Source organism: Actinomadura sp. NAK00032 (assembly GCF_013364275.1).
In the GTDB taxonomy this organism is placed as follows: domain Bacteria; phylum Actinomycetota; class Actinomycetes; order Streptosporangiales; family Streptosporangiaceae; genus Spirillospora.
Window position 1 is genome coordinate 9,021,397 of sequence record NZ_CP054932.1, and the last position, 16,517, is coordinate 9,037,913.

The following is a 16,517-nucleotide window of genomic DNA, read 5'->3' on the forward strand; positions in this document are numbered from 1 at the left end:
TTCAGGTTGCGTTGGCGGCCGCGAAAATAGGTCGGTGTTGACCTCGACCGCAGTTGAGGTTACAGACTCGTCGAAGGCAACACCCTTTCCAGATCGCTACGCCAATGGGAGAAATCTGTCATGACGAAAACCGTCGTCATCGGTGCCACCGGCCGGCAGGGCGGAGCGGTCACACACCTGCTCCTGGAACGCGGTCATGAGGTCGTGGCCTACGTCCGCTCGGAGGAGTCACCGGCCGCGAAGAAGCTGTCGGCCCAGGGAGCGCGGCTGGCCGTGGGCGACCTCGCCGACCCCGAGGCGCTCCAGCGGGCCTGCGCGGGCGCCGAGGCCGTCTTCGGCCTGTCGGTACCGTTCGGCGAGGGCGGCAAGGACGAAGAGGTCGCGCAGGGGCGGCTGCTCGTCGACACCGTCGGGCGCCTCGACGCCCACCTGGTGTACTCCTCCGTGCGGGGCGGTGACCGGATGGAGGCCACCAGCGTCGACCACGCCGACAGCAAGCAGATCATCGAGGCGTACCTGCGCGAGCGACCGGTGCGCGCGACGGTGCTCGGCCCGGTGTACTTCATGGAGAACGCGCTCAACCTAGGCTTCAGCCGACTCGGCGAGGGCATGCTCGCCAACCCGCTGACCCCCGGCAAACCGCTCGACCAGGTCACCGTCCTGGACATCGCCGGACTGGCCGTGCACGCGGTCGAGAATCCCGGCGAATTCATCGGGGAGCGGATCGACATCGCCTCCGACCGCGTCACCGGGCAGGAGGCGGCCCGGATTCTCAGCGACGTACTCGGCCGGGAGATCCCCTATCAGCAAATGCCAATGGACATGGTGCGGAAGTGGGCCGGCGAGGAGGTGGCCACCATGTTCGAGAACTTCGAGAACAACACCGATTTCATCGACATCGATGGCCTGCGCGCCAAATACCCCGCCGTGCGCTGGCACAGCTACGCCGACTGGGCCAAGTCCGTGGACTGGGACAAGGCCCTGGCAGGCTGACCAGGACGCGCACTGATCAATTCTCCGGCCTCGTTCAACGGCGTGCTCAGACGCCACCGGCGTGCTTCCGGTTCATCGCGCGGAAATGAACCGGAAGTACGTTCGTCACCCGGTGCCGGCAGGAGAGGACCGGGCTGACCGAGGACGTCGCGCCGGAACCGGGACACCGCACTGTCCCCGAGTCAGGCCGAGTCGACCATCACCGGCGTCGTCCCGGTGATCGCCGTTGGCGCGGTGGCTGGTCGCCAGCGCCCGGGCATGGAATGTCGCGGGCCGGGCGGCTCGACCGCGAATCGTCACCTTGTCCAGCGGCGCGAGTTCGGGGCGAAACTCGCACTCGGACGCTGCGACCGCCCGGTCGGGCAGCACCGCTCGCTCCGCGCCACCGTCGACCTCGTGGACGAGGACTCCGCACACCCCGCGTCGGCTCCGACGCGAACTTGACGCCGCTCATCGACATGCTCCTGCCGTACGTCCTGCGCGCCTGGCTCGACGAGCAGTCCGGCCCCGGCGCCACCGGCCGGAGACCAGGTCGGCGGGTCGTTCGTCCTGCGCGCGGGGCGCTGATGACTGACGCGCTCATCCTCGGCTGCACGTGTTACCCCCTTTTGACGGGTGTCATCTCGGATGTCGCTGGAAACGGGGTCACACTGGTTTCACGGCTTGCAGGGCCCCACCGGAAACGGCGACGGCCCCCTGTTGGCGCAGGGAGCCGTCTGGAACCGAGCCCGAATCCCGGGGACGGGCGGCTACGGTCGCCTCTGGACGTCATGCCGAGCCGGACGACCGCGCCGATGACAGTCGGTGAGCGGCGGCTCGACACGCATCCGAACGAGAAGTTGTGGTATCGACACCACCGGGACGACCGTTAGCGCGGATTCTCATTCCTCCGCTCGTCATGGCCCAACTCCCCGCCGGCCCGCTCCTGGACGGCTCTCTCGAAGACGACCCCTGGCCGTCGAGCCCGCGCTGACCGGCACGTTGATCAAGTACGCGCGGGTGTCGACCGGAGCGCAGCGGCTGAACCGGCAGATGCACGCAGTGGAGACGGCCGGGTGCACGCAAGTCTTCGCCGACAAGAAGTCCGGCAGGACGCCGAGCGGGCCGAGTTGTGCCCCCACGCTGTGGGACCCGGGCCGGGCGACATGACCATGAACCCGACGCGTCCCATGGCACCCGCCCACCTCGACGCGGCCACGTCGCCTCCGTCCGCCGAAGGTGCATCGCCCGTGTCGTCCGTGTCGCGCGAGGTCGCGCCGCCCACCCGGCCGGACGTCGCGCCATCGGTGGCTGCCGAGGCCGCCGGATATCCGGTCTTGCTGCTTGCCTATGGTTTGCCGGCGCGGCGGCGGTGGCCGGTCAGGTCGGTTGCTTTGATCAGCTTTTCGGGTGCTGATGGCGCGCGCCACAGTTGGACCAGGTGCTGTTCGTCGGTACCGGCGTCGCGGCCTTGGACGCTTACCCGGGTTCGGTACATGCACGTGGACGGCCAGACCCGGTCGAACTCGATCAGGGTGACGGCCTGGTGTCCGGGGGCGGCAGCCCGGAGTGTGCCCGTCGTGGGCGGGGGGCCGGGGACATCGATGGTGTGGAACGGCCAGGAGTATTCGGCGATGTCGTCCCAGGGGTCGGTCTCCAGTGGTGGGGGGCCGTCCAGGAGTTCGGCGGTGAGGTCGACGGCGCCGTTGCGGGTGCCGGTGAGGATGTGGGAGCGGATGGCGAGCCCGTTGCCTTCGTCCAGCCAGGCGTTGTCGTCGAGGCGGTATGCGCTGACCGGGAAAGGGTGATCGGTGCCTGGTGCGGCGAACAGTGCATAGCAGCCCAGTTCGTCGATGTGGACGCTGGTGGTGTGATGTTGCGGCGCTGAAGGCTGCGGGGGCGCGGGCAGGTGGTCGCCGAGCCCTTCGCGGATGCGGTCACGAAGGCTCCGGGCGAGCGTTGCGTCCTGGGGGTCTAGGCCGGCGCGTTGGAAGGCCGACACGTCGAGAAGTTCGGCGAGCAGAAACCAGTGATCGGGCGTCAGCGCCACCGTGACGGTGGTTTCCTCGGGTAATTCGATGGTGCGGTGGCTGGTGTGCTCCCACAGCTCGTAGAAGATCGCACTGTATTCGTCGGCTTCGGCCGGGTCGCCGCCCTCACGCAGGGACTGGCTGCTGTTGTCCAGTTGACCGACTAGGCGATGACGGTCCTTGAGGCTGACTTCCATCGGATAGAGGTCGTTCATGTTCGGAGATCGTATTTCCCTCGGTGCATGGCCGGCCGACGGAGTACGTGCCCGCCGGTCGGGATAGCGGGTTGTCGTCACATATGGTTCTGGCACTGGGTGAAGGTCGGTGGTGTGGTGGGCGCGTTGGACACCCACACCCAGTAGGAGCCCTGCGGACGCCCCGTGGTGTCGGTGACCTTGCCGGTGGAGTTGCGCCACAGCCGGTTCCGCTCGTGGAACCTGCGGTTGTCGGCGCCCTGGCAGTCCTGTTCGGTCTTGGGGACGAACCGGCAGCTCCACTGGCCGACCGTACCCATTCGGCGCCTTGCCAGGTCGAGGCCGCACCAAGGACGACGCGCTGTGGATGGAGGTCCAGGACGCGGCCTGCGGGCTTCCGCAGATGCTGGCGGCCGACTCGTCCAGCGAGACGGGACGGGGCCTGTTCATCGGCTCGACCAGTACGCCCGCTGCTGGGGCATCCGCGCCCTGGCCGGCAACGTCAGCAAGGTCGTCTTCGCCGTCATCGACCGCACCTGAAAACCAGCGAAGGGACGACCTGCGGGGAGGGCCTCGGGGTCGTCCTTCGCTTCCGGCGGTGACGTCGGCACGGCCCTGGCTGGGGAGTTCGGGCCGTCCCCCGTCACCGCCGGCCCTGCCTCTCTGCTTCGTCCCCGGAGCAGAGAGGCAGGGCCACTTACGGAAGTCGGGGAGGCTGCGCTCGCGGCTGACACAGCGCTGTCTGCCGCCTCGCGTTCAGCGCTCTGTTGCGCTGGTTGGTGTTGCAGGGCGTTGGCCTCTGACGGTGGTTTTAGGCGGGGGTTTGGTGGGGGGTGGGTGGGAGGTGCCATAGGCGTACGGCGTTGTCGGAGCCTGCGGTGGCTAGGGCTTTGCCGTCAGGGCTGAAGGCCACCGAGCGGATGGTGCCCTCGTCGCCGCCGATGCGGTCGCCCTGGGGTTTGCCGGTGGCCACGTCCCATAGCTGCACTGTCTGGTCTGAGCTGCCGGTGGCCAGGGTCTTGCCGTCCGGGCTGAACACCACCGCGTTGACGTCTTCCGTGTGGTTGACGAAGGACTGGGGGAGCTGGGTTCGGGCGGCCACGTCCCACAGGCGCACGTCGTCCTGCTTTTTCTCGCCGGCACCGGCCAGCAGCTTGCCGTCCGGGCTGAACGCCACCGCTAGGACGCCGGTGGTGTCGCCTTTGATGGCGCGGGCGCGGGGCTTGCGGCCTGATACGTCCCACAACACCACGTCGTAGGCGTCTCCCGCCAGCGTCCTGCCGTGCGGGCTGAACGCGATCGTGTCGAAGGTGCCGCGTTGTTCGAGGGGGCCGCCGATGGGTCTGCGGGTGGACGCGTTCCACAGCAGGAGGCTGCCCACGTCCGCGGTGGCCAGCAGTTTGCCGTCAGGGCTGAAGGCCACCCCCCTGACCGGGTCCTCGTGTTCGGTGAGGGGTTTGCCGATGGGTTTGCGGGTGGCCACGTCCCACACGCGCACGGTCGTGTCCCGGCTGCCGGTGGCCAGGGTCTTGCCGTCGGGGCTGAACGCCAGGGATGTGACGTCTTTCTCGTGGCCGGTGAGGGGTGCGCCGAGGGGTGTGCGGGTGGCGACGTCCCACAACCGAACTGTGCGGTCGTCGCTTGCGGAGGCGAGGATTCTGCCGTCCGGGCTGAACGCCACTGCGTTGACGGAGAGGGTGTGGCCGGCCAGCGGTTGTCCGATGAGGAACGGTGCGGTGGGGGAAGGTGATTTGCGGGGGCGTCCTGACCCGTTCTCCTGGGTCGCGGCGTAGCCGACGGGGACGGCCAAGGCGAGGGCCGCGATGCCCGCGGTGACGAGATAGGTGCGGCGGGAGAGTTGCGGGAGCGGTGGGACGGCGAGGTCCGGGGCCGGCAGGGCCGGTTCCGTGGCGGCAGGTGCGGCGGGGGCCGCTCCGGCGAGGGCTGCGAGGGTGGCTGCGGCGGCCTGCGCGGTGGGACGGTGCCGGGGGTCGAGGCGCATTAGGTCGCGCAGGATCGGCGCCAGCCGCCGGGCACGCTGGACGGGAGCCGGGTCGCCCCGGGAGATGGCCAGCAGCAGCGCCGCCATGGAGCCGCCGGTGAACGCGGGACGGCCCTCGACGGCGGCGTACAGCGTGGCGCCCAGGGACCACATGTCGGAGGCGGCGGTCGCCTCCCGGTCGTTGACCTGTTCAGGGGACAGATAGGCGGGGGTGCCCAGCAGCGCGCCCGTGGCGGTGAGGGTGGTCTCGCCGGGGACGACCGCGAGCCCGAAGTCGGACACCACGACCCGCCGTCCCTCCAGGAGGATGTTGGCGGGCTTGATGTCGCGGTGCACGATCCCCGCCTGGTGCGCGACTGCCAGCGCCTCGGCGATCTGCGCGCCGATGCGGGCGGTCTCCGCCTCGTCCAGCGGGCCGTGGTCGCGGAGGAGATCGGCGAGGGAGCGGCCCCGGACCAGTTCCATGACGATCCAGGGCAGGCCGTCGTCGTCGTGGAACTGGTCGTGGACGGTGATGACGCCGGGGTGCTTGAGCATTCCGACGGAGCGCGCCTCCCGCTCCATGCGCGCGACGAGTTGCTCGCGCTCCCCGGCCGCCAGGCCCAGGGGGAGTTTGAGCTGTTTGAGCGCCACGTCCCGGCGCATGCGTTCGTCGTGCGCGCGCCAGACGGCGCCCATTCCGCCCTCGCCCAGTACCTCGAGCAGCCGGTACCGGCCGAGCACGACCTTTCCCACGTCCTGCGTCACAGTGGCACATTAGTCACACCGGCCCGTGCCCGGTAGCGTCTCGCGGCGGCCGTCACGCGGGGGTGCGGGGACGGGCGGCGGGCGGGGTGAAGGTGCACGGGAGGCGCTTGTAGCCGTTGATGAAGCCGGACATCAGGCGGTCGGGGTCGCCGGCGGCGATGTCGGGCAGGCGTGTGAACAGCTCGCGGAACATCACGGTGATCTCGCGGCGGGCCAGGTTGGCGCCGAGGCAGAAGTGCGGGCCGGGGCCGCCGAAGCCGACGTGCGGGTTCGGTGAGCGCAGGATGTCGAAGCGGTCCGGGTCGGTGAAGACGGCCTCGTCGCGGTTGGCGGACCAGTAGAACAGCGTCACCCGCTCGCCCTTGCGGTAGGTGTGGCCGTTCATCTCGTAGTCGCGGGTGAGGTTGCGGCGCATGAAGATGACGGGGCTGCTGTAGCGGACGATCTCCTCGATGGCGCCGCCGATGCGTCCGTCGAAGTCCGCGAGGAGAAGTTCGCGCTGGTCGGGGTGCTCGGTGAACAGCTTCAGGCCGTGCGCGATCGCGTTGCGCGTGGTCTCGTTGCCGGCGACGACGAGCAGTAGGAAGAAGGCGGCGAACTCGCGTGGGCTGAGCCGCTCGCCGTCGACGTTGGCGTTGACGAGCGCCGAGGTCAGGTCGTCGGTGGGCGTGGCCCGGCGCTGCCGTCCGAGCTTGAACGCCAGCCGGTGCAGCCGCCAGCCCGCCGACGCCACGGTGCCCAGCATGCGCATCGTGGCCAGTCGGCCGATCTTCGCCTTGCCGCCGCCGTAGTCGAAGGTGGCGCCGACGTACTCGGGGTCGCTGTAGCCGACGATGACGTTCGTCCACTCGACGACCCGGCGGTGGTGCTCGACGGGGATGCCGAGCATGTCGCAGATGACCTCGACCGGCAGCCGCGCCGCGCACCGGGACACGAAGTCGCCGCCGCCCGCCTCGATCAGCTCGTCCACGATCCGGGCGGCGCGGCGCGCGATGTCGTCCTCGGCCTTGGCGAGCATCTTCGGGGTGAACGCCCGGGACACGATCCGGCGGATCTTGGCGTGCCGCGGGTCGTCCATGTCGATCATCGAGTTGAAGTACTTGTCCATCCAGCGGGGCATGTCGGCCGGGCTGGTGGCGCTGGGCTCGCTGCTGAACACCTCGGGGTGGCGACTGGCCTCCGTCACCTCGGCATGGTGGGTCAGCGCCCAGGATCCCGGGCTCTGCGGGAGGAAGGGCAGCTTCGGCAGGACGAGGAACACCGGCTTCGGCTGGGCGCGCAGCACCGCGAACGCCGCCGCCCGCTCGTCGAGGGGGCGGGTCCAGAAGCGCAGGTCGCTCAGGTCGATGTCCCCCGGCGTCAGCTTTCGGGGGGTCTCGGTGGCCATCGGACCTCACGCTCCCGGTCTCGTCCGCGATTCTGGTGAAGCGTCACACCAGATATCTGGTGTTCAGCGTCCCCAGATCTGCGGGTGAAGTCAAGGGATGGGGCACAATCTGGGCTGTGACCTCCGAGCCCGCACCCGCGCGCCCGTACGGCGGCGTGCCCGCCGACCAGCGCCGCGCCCGCCGCCGCGCCGCGCTGCTGGCGGCCGGGCTGGAACTGCTCGGCACCGAGGGGCTGGCCGCCACGACCGTCCGGAAGGTGTGCGCGGAGGCCGGGCTCAACGACCGCTACTTCTACGAGAGCTTCCCGGATCGGGACGCCCTGCTCCTCGCGGTCGTCGACGACCAGGTCGCCCTGGGCACGGACGTGATCCTCTCGGCCGCCCACCGGGCGCCCCGGCAGCCGCAGGCCCGCACCCGCGCCGCGGTGACCGCCGTCCTCGACTTCCTGACCGGCGACCCGCGCCGCGCCCACATCCTCACCCACGCGTTCCCCGCCTCGCCGCTGCTCCAGCGGCGCCGCATCGAGATCGTCCGGACGCTGGCCGCGATCTTCGCCGCCGAGACCCACGCGACCCTGGACCAGGTCCTGCTGCCCGACATCGACCTGGAGATGACCGGCCTGACGCTCACGGCCGGCCTGTGGGACCTGTTCACCACCTGGTTCCGCGGAGACCTCGGCATCGGCCGCGACCATCTGATCGACTACACCGTGGCCCTCGTCCTGAGCACCACCGAACTGGCCACTCCCCTGCACAACCGCCTCCACTGAGACCGCTCCACTCTCCAGGGGCTTGCGAGGGGTGGCGTTTAGACTTCCGGCGGGAGGTGGGTGATGACGATTCCGGGGCCCGGTGGGCTGGGGATGGCCGACGCGCTGGTCCGGCTGTCGCATCTGGTGCAGCACGTGTTCGCCGACGTCGCCCGGGACCACGGCCTCACCTCGCAGCATTTGCAGCTGGTGTGCATGCTGCTGGACGAGCCGCTCGGGATGACCGATCTGAGCCGGTTGATGCATCTGGAGCGGTCCAGCATGACCGGCCTGGTGGACCGGGTGGAGAAGCGCGGACTGGTCGCCCGGGTGGCCGATCCGGCCGACCGGCGGGCCTGGCGCGTCGCGTTGACCGAAGACGGCGCGGGGCTCGCCGGCCGGGCGCACGACGATGTCGTCGCACGGCTGGACTCGATGGTGGAACGGCTGGAGCGCGACGACCGCGACCGGCTGGCGTCAGCGGTCGCGCTGATCCTGGCCGAGCAGGGCTTCGTCCGGCCGGCCGCCGTGACGTGAGACCCGCTCGACGCCCGTGAGCCGGTCAGGCACGGCGTTGCCGGTCAGGCACGGCATTACTGGTCAGGCACGGCGTTGCCGGTAAGGCTCGGCGTTCGACCTCGACCAGTTTCCGGACGGCCGGGGCCGTCTCCGCCCCGAGCCATGGGCGGTCGGGACGATGGTGGCGGCGAAGCGCAGGCGGTGCCCGTAGTCAGGCATGTCCGCCCCCGGCCACGTCGCGGGACCGGTAGGTGGCCTCGATGGTCGGGCCGTCGTGGAGCCCCCAGCTGATGACGCGCTCGGGGATCAGGCGGATGTGCGCCGCCGGGCCGGGGACGGCCTCCGCGCGGCCTCGGATCTCGACTCCGCGCGGCCGCCACGGCGGCAGCACGTCGTCGATGACCAGGGCCGCGCGGCCGGTCGCGGCCACGTCGCGGAACTTCTTGGACCGGACGAGGCCGCGGCCCCCGATCTCGATGAAGGTCGCGCTCGGATCGAGGGACCAGCCCAGGGGCACCACGTGCGGGACGCCGTCCGCCCCGACCGTGGCGAGCCGCCCGAGCCGGCGCGGGTCTCCGTCGCGCAGGTAGGCGAGTTCGGCCGTGCTGAAGACGCTCATGCTCTGTCTCACTCGGTGGTCGGTCTCACTTGGCGGTCTGCGGCTGCTGCGGACGGGCGGCGCCCGCGGCCGGGGCGTCGGCGGCGACGCGGCGGCGCACGGCGAGGAAGGCGGCCACCACACCGAGTGCGCCGGCGGCGGCCGCGAGCCAGAACAGCGTGGTGTAGGTGGAGTCGGGCGTCGCGCCGCGCGGGGCGTTCGCCGAGGCGATCACGGCGGCGGCCAGCGCGGTGCCGACGGCGCTGCCCACGGTGCGGGCGATGTTGTTCAGGCCGTTGGCGGTGCCGGTGCGCTCCAGCGGCACGATGTCGGCGATCAGCTTGGGCAGCACGCCGATGACCAGGCCGGTTCCGACCCCGACGACGGCGTAGAACACCGCGTGCTGCCACTTGTGGTCGTGGGCGAGAGCGAACAGCACCGACGCGGCGGTGATGAGCGTGAACCCGCCCGCCATCGGCCAGCGGGGACCGAGCGCCGTCGCGAGCCGTCCGACCGCCATCCCGGCGGGGATCACGGCCAGCGCGCCCGCCAGCATCAGCAGGCCGGCCTCGGTGACGGAGGCGCCGAACCCGACGCCCGTTCCGGCGGGACGCTGCTGCGCGTACAGCGGCAGCGCCAGGTAGAAGAAGTAGGAGCCGGCGCCGAACAGGAACGCCGCCATATGCGTCATCAGCATCGGCCGGTCGGCCAGCTCGGCGACGTCGATGAGCGCGTCGCGCCTGCTCCGCTCCACCGCGACGAGCGCGACGAACAGCACCACGCCGATGGCCAGGAGCCCCAGCACCCGTCCGGATGACCAGCCCCACGATGGCCCCTTGGCCAGCGCGAGCAGGATCGCCACCAGGCTTCCGCCCAGCAGCACGGTGCCCGGCATGTCGATCCCGCCCGGTGCCGTGCGCCGGTCGGCGGGCACCCACAGCGCCGCCAGCACCAGGCTGACCAGCGCGAGGACGGTCCCGAGGACGAACAGCCAGCGCCACGACAGATGGTCGGCCAGCAGCCCGCCGACGATCAGCCCGGCGCCCGCCCCGGCGCCGACGACGCCGGACACCAGCCCCATCGCGAAAGGCAGCCGCCGGACCGGCAGCGCCTCCCGCAGGATCGCCATCGACAGCGGCACCACCGCCAGCGCCGCGCCCTGCAAGACGCGGGCGGCGATGAGCTGGCCGATGTTCTGCGACGCGACCGCGCCCGCCATCCCGACCGTGTAGACCGCCAGCACCGCCAGGATCACCCGGCGCTTGCCGTACTGGTCGCCTAGGCGTCCCAGCACCGGCGTCAGCACCGCGCTGGACAGCAGGAACGCGGTGAGAATCCAGGCCGCCGCGGCGGACGTGGTGTGCAGGCCCGTCTCCAGCACCTTCAGCGCCGGGACCACCACGGTCTGCATCAGCGCATACACGAACACCGCCACGACCAGGGCGGCCAGGGTCTTGCCCCCGTTCGCCTCGGCAGGTGCGGCGCCGTCCGGCCCCGCGGCGCTCACTGAGAGCCGCCGGGGGTCACGCGCTCGTTCATGGGGCCCTCCATTGTTCGCGATACGGAATGTATGTAGTACGAAGTACTTTAGTTCCTAGTGCGAACGGCAGTCAACGAGGATGCGGATGCCCGCAGCCGGCACGTCCGGACGCGCCGGCCGCCATGCCGCGCTCGGACATCGCGACCGCCGAAGAACCCCGTGTTCAAGCGTCCGTGCTCGCGCTTTCATGTAGGGAGCTGTCGGACGGTGGACGCTTCGGACGAGCGTCCTGGAGGTGGTGGGTGAGGCAGAACCCCGGCAGACGGCTGTTGGCGCTCTTGGCCGTCCTACTCGTTTCCGTGGCCAGCGCCGTTCGCGGCGAACTGCTCTTCTGGTCGGCCTGGTTCGTCGTGTGGGCGTGCGCCCAGGTGGGCGTGGGCGTGCTCGCCGAGATCTACATTCGGCGGCATGCTCGGACGCGGGGGTGGGATCAAGCAGACCGTCCGGTCCTGCTGCGTCCGCTCGCATGGTCGCTCGGTCTCGTCGCCATGTCGGCGCTGATGGGCTCGGGCCACTCCTCCTTGGCCTTCAGTGCCGGGTTGTGGATCTTCTTGGTTCCTCTCGCATGGCGTGAACGGCGCAGAGGGAGGGCGCGGATCCGGGAAGGCGAAGCGGGCGAGTGACCCGGGGGCTGGCGATGCGCACCACGATCGCCAACTGGAACTGGACCACCGCCGAGCCCCGGGAGCGACGCGCCTGACCGGGGATCAGCGCGTGGTGGTCAGCCCGCCGGTGACGGCGAGGATCTCGCCCACCGTGTAGCTGGAGTCGGCGTCGGACGCCAGGTACACGTACGCCGGCGCCATCTCCTCCGGCTGCGCGACGCGTCCCATCGGGCCCTCGCTGCCGAGGTTCGCGAGCCCGTCCTCCGGCATGTTCGGGTCGGCGATGTTGAGCACCGTCCAGGTCGGGCCCGGGGCCACCACGTTCGCGCGGATGCCGTCCTTGGCCAGATGGAAGGCGATCGACTTGGTGAAGTTGACGAGGGCCGCCTTGCTCGCCGCGTAGTCGATCATTGTGTCGCTGCCCTTGAGGGCCTCCTCCGAGGCGGTCGCGATGATGGAGTCGCCCGCCTTCAGATGCGGGCGCGCGGCCTGCACGAGATGGAAGTAGGAGTACACGTTCACCTTGAAGGAGCGGTCCCAGTCCTCGTAGGAGAGCTGCGACAGGTCCAGTTGGCTGTTCAGGTGCGCCGCGTTCTGCACCAGGATGTTCAGGTCGCCCAGGTCCCGCACCGTCCGCTCGACGGCGTCGCGGCAGAACGACGCCTCCGCCAGGTCGCCGGGCAGCAGCAGGCACCTCCGCCCTTCGGCCTCCACGGCGCGGCGGGTCTCCTCCGCGTCCGGCTGCTCCTCCGGCAGGTACACGATGGCGACGTCCGCGCCCTCGCGGGCGTAGAGCACCGCCACCGCGCGTCCGATGCCCGAGTCTCCGCCCGTGATCAGCGCGACCTTGCCGCGCAGCTTGTCCGCCGCGCGGTAGCGCTCCGCCTGGTAGCGGGGCTTCAGCTCGGCGTCCTGCTCGCTGCCGGGCGGCCGCTGCCGCTGCTTGGGGTAGGGCGGCGCCGGCTCCGAGAGAACTTGCGGCTTCGAGTTGTCCTGCACGTTCTGCAACCCCCTGGGCGTCTGCGTCGGAAGGGTCGAAAAGTCCGTCACTGCCTGTGGTCGGCTACCCCTGAGGCCATTCGCCAAACAGGACGCCCGTCAGGCCGGGGCCGGGGCGGTGCCGAAGGGGTTGTCGATGATGTAGCGCCAGTGGCCGTCCGGGCAGCGGCGGGCCACGTCGGTGGCGGTGCCTTCGATGCGGACGGAGTTCCCGTCTCGGTCGTGGCCTTCGATCACCCAGTCGACGATGAGGAGCGACAGGTCGCCCGCCGTGTGGACATGGCGTGGGACGACGGCGATCGGCACGCCCAGCGACATGAATTCGGCATTGGCGGCCTGGGCGTCATCGCCCGTCAGCGGCGTGCCCGGAACGGGGACGAAGACCGCCCCTTCGGCGTACATTTCCGCGACCGCTGACGGGTCACCGGAGTTGAAGCGTTCGGCGAACACGTGCGGGACGTCTTCGGGACGGTCGGCAAGGCGCGGCATGCGGTGTCCTTCGGGTAGACAGGGCAGGAACGCGGCAACGCTAGGAGGCGCTTTCGTGACTCACCAAACGGTTGGCCACCCGGGCCTGCCCGACGATCCGCGCGCCGCCGTGGCCGAGCCGACCCCCTCATGCCCGGTGGAGATCACGCTCGACGTGCTGCGCGGACGCTGGATGACGCTGGTCGTCCGCGAACTGCTGCGCGAAGACCGGTCGTTCACCGAACTGCGGCAGGCCCTGCCCGTGCTGTCGGACAAGGTGCTGGCCGACCGCCTGGCGCATCTCGTCCAGTGCGGAGTGGTGGAACGACGCCGCCAAGCGGGATGGCCGCCCCGGACGCAATACGCCCTCACCCCGCACGGCCACCGCCTCGGCCCAGTCCTCCAAGCCCTCTGGGACTGGGGCAACGACCTCTAGGAGCCCCACGCCGCGGCGCGACCGAGATCTTGTCGCTCTCGGTGTGGGCGTGACGGCCGTCCCAAGTCCGGCATTAGCGGGGGGTTAGGGCACGTACTAGGTCGGCGGCGGGGGTTTCGGTTGTTTTGTGGAAGGACTCGCCCGCCCAGAGGTTGACGCCGTCCGGGTCGCCTTGTGCGGCGGACGCCTTGCGCAGGGGTGAGGTCACGTAGTGGACGTCCGGGTAGGCGGCCGGTGCGTGCGGTGAATGGTCGGTGAGGAAGCGGTTGACCAGGCCCCGGGCGAGGCGGCCGCTGAAGGCGCGGGTCAGTGCGGTGGAGGTGAAGCGCGGGTCGGTCAGGGCGGCCTTGTGGACGGCACTGGCGCCGCTCTCCGGGCAGCGGACGAACGCCGTGCCCAGTTGGGCGGCGACGGCGCCCAGGGAGAGGATCTCGGCGATGTCCAAGGCCGAGGCGAGGCCGCCGGCCGCGATGAGGGGCTGCGAGGTCATCGCGCGGACGGAGTGCAGCAGGACGCGCAGCGGCAGCGGCTCGTCGGAGGTGTTCGTGAACGACCCCCGGTGCCCGCCCGCCTCGGATCCCTGGAGGCAGAGGGCGTCGGCGGCGGACGCCTGGCGCGCCTCGTCCACCGACGTCACGGTGACGATCACGGTCACGCCCTTGGCCTGGAACGCCGCGATGACGTCCGGGGACGGGCAGCCGAACGTGAAGCTGACGAACGGCGGCGGGTCGGACAGCAGGTCGGCGACCTTGGCCTCGTAGGCGTCGTCGCGGGCGCCCGGGGTGCCGGGGGCGACGCCGAGGCGGTCGGCCTCGGGCGCGAGGCGGTCGCGGTAGGCGGCGACTTCGGCGGGCTCGATCTCGTCCAGCGACGGCATGAACAGGTTCATCCCGAACGGGCGCGAGGTCAGCTCCCGGGTCGCGGCGATGTCGGCGCGCATGGCCTCGGGGGTCTTGTAGCCGGCGGCGAGGAAGCCGAGGCCGCCCGCGTCCGAGACGGCGGCGGCGAGGGCGGGCGTCGACGGGCCGCCCGCCATCGGCGCCTGGATGATGGGGACGTCCGTCCACATGGCGTTACCTCGTCTCGCGCGGTTCGGTGGGACTCCTCCCCATGATCCGCACGATAATCCGGGGGGAAGACCCGGCGCCGACCCGGGGTTCCCCGAAGGACGGAAGGGGGGCGGCATGCGGGTGCTGCTGCACTACGACATGGACCACGCCGAGCCCGGTCTCGACATCGTGAGCTGCTCCGAGCAGGACGACGCGCGGTTCGCGGAGCTGCTGCCGGACGCCGAGGTCGTCTGGCACGTGCTGCGTCCGCTCACGGCCGCCGACATGGACCGGGCGCCGAAGCTGCGGCTGGTCCAGAAGCTCGGCACCGGGGTCAACACGATCGACCTGGACGCGGCGAAGGAGCGCGGGATCGCGGTCGCGAACATGCCGGGGCAGAACGCGCAGGCCGTCGCGGAGACGTCCCTGCTGCTGATGCTGGCGGCGCTGCGCCGGGTCGTGGCGTTCGACGCGCGGACGCGGCGCGGCGCGGGCTGGCCCGCCGACCGGGCGCTGGTCGGCGGGGAACTGGCCGGACGGACGGTCGGCCTGCTCGGCGGCGGCGAGATCGCGACGCTGCTGCGCGGCATGCTGGAGGCGATCGGCGCGCGCGTCCTCTACACGTCGCGGCGGCCGCGCCGCGACGACCTTGCCTGGCGGGAGCTGGACGACCTGCTGCGCGCGAGCGACATCGTGTCGGTGCACGTGCCGCTGACCGACGAGACCCACCACCTGCTCGACGCCGGGCGGCTCGCGCTGCTGCCGGGCGGCGCGATCGTCGTGAACACGGCGCGCGGCGCGGTCATCGACGAAGCTGCCCTGGTGGACGCGCTGGCATCGGGCCGGCTCGGCGGCGCCGGACTCGACGTCTTCGAGCAGGAGCCGGCGGACGCGTCCAACCCGCTCCTCGCCCTGGACAACGTCGTCGTCATGCCGCACGTCGCCTGGCTGACCCGTGAGACCTGGGACCGCTACTTCACCGTCGCCGCGGAGAACTGCCGACGGCTCATACGCGGCGACGCCCTCCTCCACCGCGTCGTCTAGGCGCGGTCGAGCGCTTCGGACCGGTGGCCGGCCCTCTTTCTGACGCCCGGCTAGGGGATCAGGACCGGCTTGACGACCTTCCCGGACGTCGTGTCGCCCTCGGCCTGGTTGATCTGGTCGAGCGGGTAGGTCGTGATGAGGCGGTCGAACGGGAACCGGCCCTGCCGCCACAGCTCGATCAGCGTCGGGATGAACGTGTGCGGGACGGCGTCGCCCTCGATGATGCCCTTGACCGTCCGGCCCATGAGCAGGAGGTTCGCGTCCAGCCGGTACTCGGCGGCGCCGACGCCGACGAGGCCGCAGACGCCGGTGGTGCACAGCGACGCGACCGCCGTCGACACCACCTCGGGGACGGCGGTGGTGTCGAACGAGTACCGGACGCCCTCGCCGCCGGAGATCGCCCGGATCTGTCCGGCGATGTCGGCGTCCGCCCCGTTCAGCACGTGCGTGGCGCCCAGCTCGCGGGCCAGGTCGAGCCGGGACTCGTGCAGGTCGACGGCGACGATCGTGGTCGCGCCCGCGACCCGCGCGGCCATCACGGCGGACAGCCCGACCGCGCCCGCGCCGAAGATCGCGATGCTGTCGCCGGCGCGGACGCCGAGGGAGATCAGCACCGAGCCCGCGCCGGTCTGCACGCCGCAGCCGAGCGGCCCGAGCCGTTCGAGCGGCGCGTCGGCGGTGACCGGCACGACGTTGCGGACGGTCCCGAGCGCGTGGCTCGCGAACGACGACTGCTCGAACCAGCGGGTGTGGACGGCCTCGCCGTCGCCGGCCGTGGCGCGCGGCACGCCGTCCAGCGGCACCGCGAGCATGTTGAGCGCCATCATCTGCGGGCACGCGCCGGGGCGCGCGGTGCGGCAGGTGTCGCACGTCCCGCACGAGTCGAACGACATGACCACGTGGTCGCCGGGGGCGAGGCCGGTGACGCCGGGCCCGACCGCCTCGACCACGCCCGACCCCTCGTGGCCGAGCACGACCGGCTTCGCGACCAGGTCGCCCGGCACCCGTCCGAGCATGTCGGTGTGGCACATCCCGGCGCCCGCGATCTTGACGAGCACCTCGCCGGGCCCGGGGTCGGCGAGGTCGAGCGACTCGATCGTGTACGGGGCGTCTGCGGCGCGCAGCACCGCGGCGTTGATCTGCACCAGGGCTTCCTTCGGGAGGAGGGAGGGGGCCGT

At 71.2% G+C, this 16,517-nt stretch carries 18 protein-coding genes and 1 pseudogene; 9 read left to right on the plus strand and 10 right to left on the minus strand.

The window, feature by feature from the left end:
* The first annotated feature begins 120 nt into the window (after nt 1–120).
* From HUT06_RS41615 to HUT06_RS45055, 3 genes and pseudogenes are all read left to right on the plus strand, one after another.
* A complete protein-coding gene (locus HUT06_RS41615) occupies nt 121–993 on the plus strand; it encodes an NmrA/HSCARG family protein (protein WP_176200714.1) in 873 nt (290 codons plus the stop codon).
* A 572-nt stretch (nt 994–1,565) separates the two neighbouring features.
* Nucleotides 1,566–1,652, plus strand: a pseudogene (locus HUT06_RS45460) (glutamate racemase); the annotation flags it as partial.
* A 373-nt stretch (nt 1,653–2,025) separates the two neighbouring features.
* Nucleotides 2,026–2,142 carry a hypothetical protein gene (locus tag HUT06_RS45055; RefSeq protein ID WP_254715853.1) on the plus strand — a complete coding sequence of 39 codons (117 nt, stop codon included), beginning with the start codon at nt 2,026–2,028 and terminating at the stop codon, nt 2,140–2,142.
* A 178-nt stretch (nt 2,143–2,320) separates the two neighbouring features.
* On the opposite strand, the gene HUT06_RS41625 is transcribed toward HUT06_RS45055, so the two are convergent.
* Together HUT06_RS41625 and HUT06_RS41630 are read right to left on the minus strand one after the other, a co-directional pair.
* Nucleotides 2,321–3,217, minus strand: coding sequence for a hypothetical protein (locus tag HUT06_RS41625; protein ID WP_176200715.1), 897 nt, complete (start codon nt 3,215–3,217; stop codon nt 2,321–2,323).
* A 77-nt stretch (nt 3,218–3,294) separates the two neighbouring features.
* Nucleotides 3,295–3,516, minus strand: a complete 222-nt coding sequence (locus tag HUT06_RS41630; protein ID WP_176200716.1) for a hypothetical protein — start codon at nt 3,514–3,516, stop codon at nt 3,295–3,297.
* Between the two features lie 43 nt (nt 3,517–3,559).
* Between HUT06_RS41630 and HUT06_RS41635 the strand changes: the two genes are divergently transcribed.
* Complete coding sequence (locus tag HUT06_RS41635) at nt 3,560–3,736, plus strand: hypothetical protein (RefSeq protein ID WP_176200717.1); 177 nt, start codon at nt 3,560–3,562, stop codon at nt 3,734–3,736.
* Between the two features lie 271 nt (nt 3,737–4,007).
* Here HUT06_RS41635 and HUT06_RS41640 read toward each other — a convergent pair whose 3' ends face one another.
* Together HUT06_RS41640 and HUT06_RS41645 are read right to left on the minus strand one after the other, a co-directional pair.
* A complete protein-coding gene (locus HUT06_RS41640) occupies nt 4,008–5,945 on the minus strand; it encodes a WD40 repeat domain-containing serine/threonine protein kinase (protein WP_176200718.1) in 1,938 nt (645 codons plus the stop codon).
* Nucleotides 5,946–5,997: 52 nt separating this feature from the next.
* Nucleotides 5,998–7,332: a cytochrome P450 gene (locus HUT06_RS41645; RefSeq protein WP_176200719.1), complete on the minus strand. Its 1,335-nt coding sequence runs from the start codon at nt 7,330–7,332 to the stop codon at nt 5,998–6,000.
* A gap of 116 nt (nt 7,333–7,448) precedes the next feature.
* Here HUT06_RS41645 and HUT06_RS41650 point away from each other — a divergent pair, with 116 nt between their 5' ends.
* Both HUT06_RS41650 and HUT06_RS41655 read left to right on the plus strand, forming a co-directional pair.
* Entirely contained in the window at nt 7,449–8,102 is a 654-nt protein-coding gene (locus HUT06_RS41650) for a TetR/AcrR family transcriptional regulator (RefSeq protein ID WP_176200720.1), read from the plus strand.
* 93 nt (nt 8,103–8,195) lie between these two features.
* Nucleotides 8,196–8,618: a MarR family winged helix-turn-helix transcriptional regulator gene (locus HUT06_RS41655; protein ID WP_217711656.1), complete on the plus strand. Its 423-nt coding sequence runs from the start codon at nt 8,196–8,198 to the stop codon at nt 8,616–8,618.
* Between the two features lie 193 nt (nt 8,619–8,811).
* Here the strand turns inward: HUT06_RS41655 and HUT06_RS41660 are convergent, their stop codons facing one another.
* Nucleotides 8,812–9,219 (minus strand): PPOX class F420-dependent oxidoreductase, encoded by a 408-nt coding sequence (locus HUT06_RS41660; RefSeq protein WP_176200722.1) that lies wholly within the window; start codon nt 9,217–9,219, stop codon nt 8,812–8,814.
* A gap of 25 nt (nt 9,220–9,244) precedes the next feature.
* Nucleotides 9,245–10,705 carry an MFS transporter gene (locus tag HUT06_RS41665; protein ID WP_176200723.1) on the minus strand — a complete coding sequence of 487 codons (1,461 nt, stop codon included), beginning with the start codon at nt 10,703–10,705 and terminating at the stop codon, nt 9,245–9,247.
* A gap of 332 nt (nt 10,706–11,037) precedes the next feature.
* On the opposite strand from HUT06_RS41665, the gene HUT06_RS41670 reads away from it, so the two are divergent.
* The gene (locus tag HUT06_RS41670) at nt 11,038–11,361 is read left to right on the plus strand and encodes a hypothetical protein (RefSeq protein WP_176200724.1); all 324 of its coding nucleotides are present in this window, start codon (nt 11,038–11,040) and stop codon (nt 11,359–11,361) included.
* 84 nt (nt 11,362–11,445) lie between these two features.
* On the opposite strand, the gene HUT06_RS41675 is transcribed toward HUT06_RS41670, so the two are convergent.
* Nucleotides 11,446–12,342, minus strand: coding sequence for an SDR family oxidoreductase (locus HUT06_RS41675; protein ID WP_254715668.1), 897 nt, complete (start codon nt 12,340–12,342; stop codon nt 11,446–11,448).
* A gap of 99 nt (nt 12,343–12,441) precedes the next feature.
* Nucleotides 12,442–12,831: a DUF4440 domain-containing protein gene (locus tag HUT06_RS41680; protein WP_176200726.1), complete on the minus strand. Its 390-nt coding sequence runs from the start codon at nt 12,829–12,831 to the stop codon at nt 12,442–12,444.
* A gap of 55 nt (nt 12,832–12,886) precedes the next feature.
* Between HUT06_RS41680 and HUT06_RS41685 the strand changes: the two genes are divergently transcribed.
* Entirely contained in the window at nt 12,887–13,246 is a 360-nt protein-coding gene (locus HUT06_RS41685) for a helix-turn-helix domain-containing protein (RefSeq protein ID WP_217711657.1), read from the plus strand.
* A 73-nt stretch (nt 13,247–13,319) separates the two neighbouring features.
* On the opposite strand, the gene HUT06_RS41690 is transcribed toward HUT06_RS41685, so the two are convergent.
* Entirely contained in the window at nt 13,320–14,315 is a 996-nt protein-coding gene (locus HUT06_RS41690; RefSeq protein ID WP_176200728.1) for a nitronate monooxygenase, read from the minus strand.
* A 115-nt stretch (nt 14,316–14,430) separates the two neighbouring features.
* Here HUT06_RS41690 and HUT06_RS41695 point away from each other — a divergent pair, with 115 nt between their 5' ends.
* On the plus strand, nt 14,431–15,339 hold the full coding sequence (locus HUT06_RS41695) for a D-isomer specific 2-hydroxyacid dehydrogenase family protein (RefSeq protein WP_176200729.1): 909 nt from the start codon (nt 14,431–14,433) through the stop codon (nt 15,337–15,339).
* 50 nt (nt 15,340–15,389) lie between these two features.
* Here the strand turns inward: HUT06_RS41695 and HUT06_RS41700 are convergent, their stop codons facing one another.
* A complete protein-coding gene (locus HUT06_RS41700; RefSeq protein WP_176200730.1) occupies nt 15,390–16,484 on the minus strand; it encodes an NAD(P)-dependent alcohol dehydrogenase in 1,095 nt (364 codons plus the stop codon).
* Nucleotides 16,485–16,517 lie beyond the last annotated feature (33 nt).

Excerpts from the sequence above, each read along its gene's own strand:
- HUT06_RS41680 (WP_176200726.1), bottom strand. The coding sequence starts at position 12,831 with ATGCCGCGCCTTGCCGACCGTCCCGAAGACGTCCCGCACGTGTTCGCC.
- HUT06_RS41655 (WP_217711656.1), top strand. The coding sequence starts at position 8,196 with ATGGCCGACGCGCTGGTCCGGCTGTCGCATCTGGTGCAGCACGTGTTC.
- HUT06_RS41660 (WP_176200722.1), bottom strand. The coding sequence starts at position 9,219 with ATGAGCGTCTTCAGCACGGCCGAACTCGCCTACCTGCGCGACGGAGAC.
- HUT06_RS41695 (WP_176200729.1), top strand. The coding sequence starts at position 14,431 with ATGCGGGTGCTGCTGCACTACGACATGGACCACGCCGAGCCCGGTCTC.
- HUT06_RS41630 (WP_176200716.1), bottom strand. The coding sequence starts at position 3,516 with ATGGGTACGGTCGGCCAGTGGAGCTGCCGGTTCGTCCCCAAGACCGAA.
- HUT06_RS45055 (WP_254715853.1), top strand. The coding sequence starts at position 2,026 with ATGCACGCAGTGGAGACGGCCGGGTGCACGCAAGTCTTCGCCGACAAG.
- HUT06_RS41690 (WP_176200728.1), bottom strand. The coding sequence starts at position 14,315 with ATGTGGACGGACGTCCCCATCATCCAGGCGCCGATGGCGGGCGGCCCG.
- HUT06_RS41615 (WP_176200714.1), top strand. The coding sequence starts at position 121 with ATGACGAAAACCGTCGTCATCGGTGCCACCGGCCGGCAGGGCGGAGCG.
- HUT06_RS41625 (WP_176200715.1), bottom strand. The coding sequence starts at position 3,217 with ATGAACGACCTCTATCCGATGGAAGTCAGCCTCAAGGACCGTCATCGC.
- HUT06_RS41645 (WP_176200719.1), bottom strand. The coding sequence starts at position 7,332 with ATGGCCACCGAGACCCCCCGAAAGCTGACGCCGGGGGACATCGACCTG.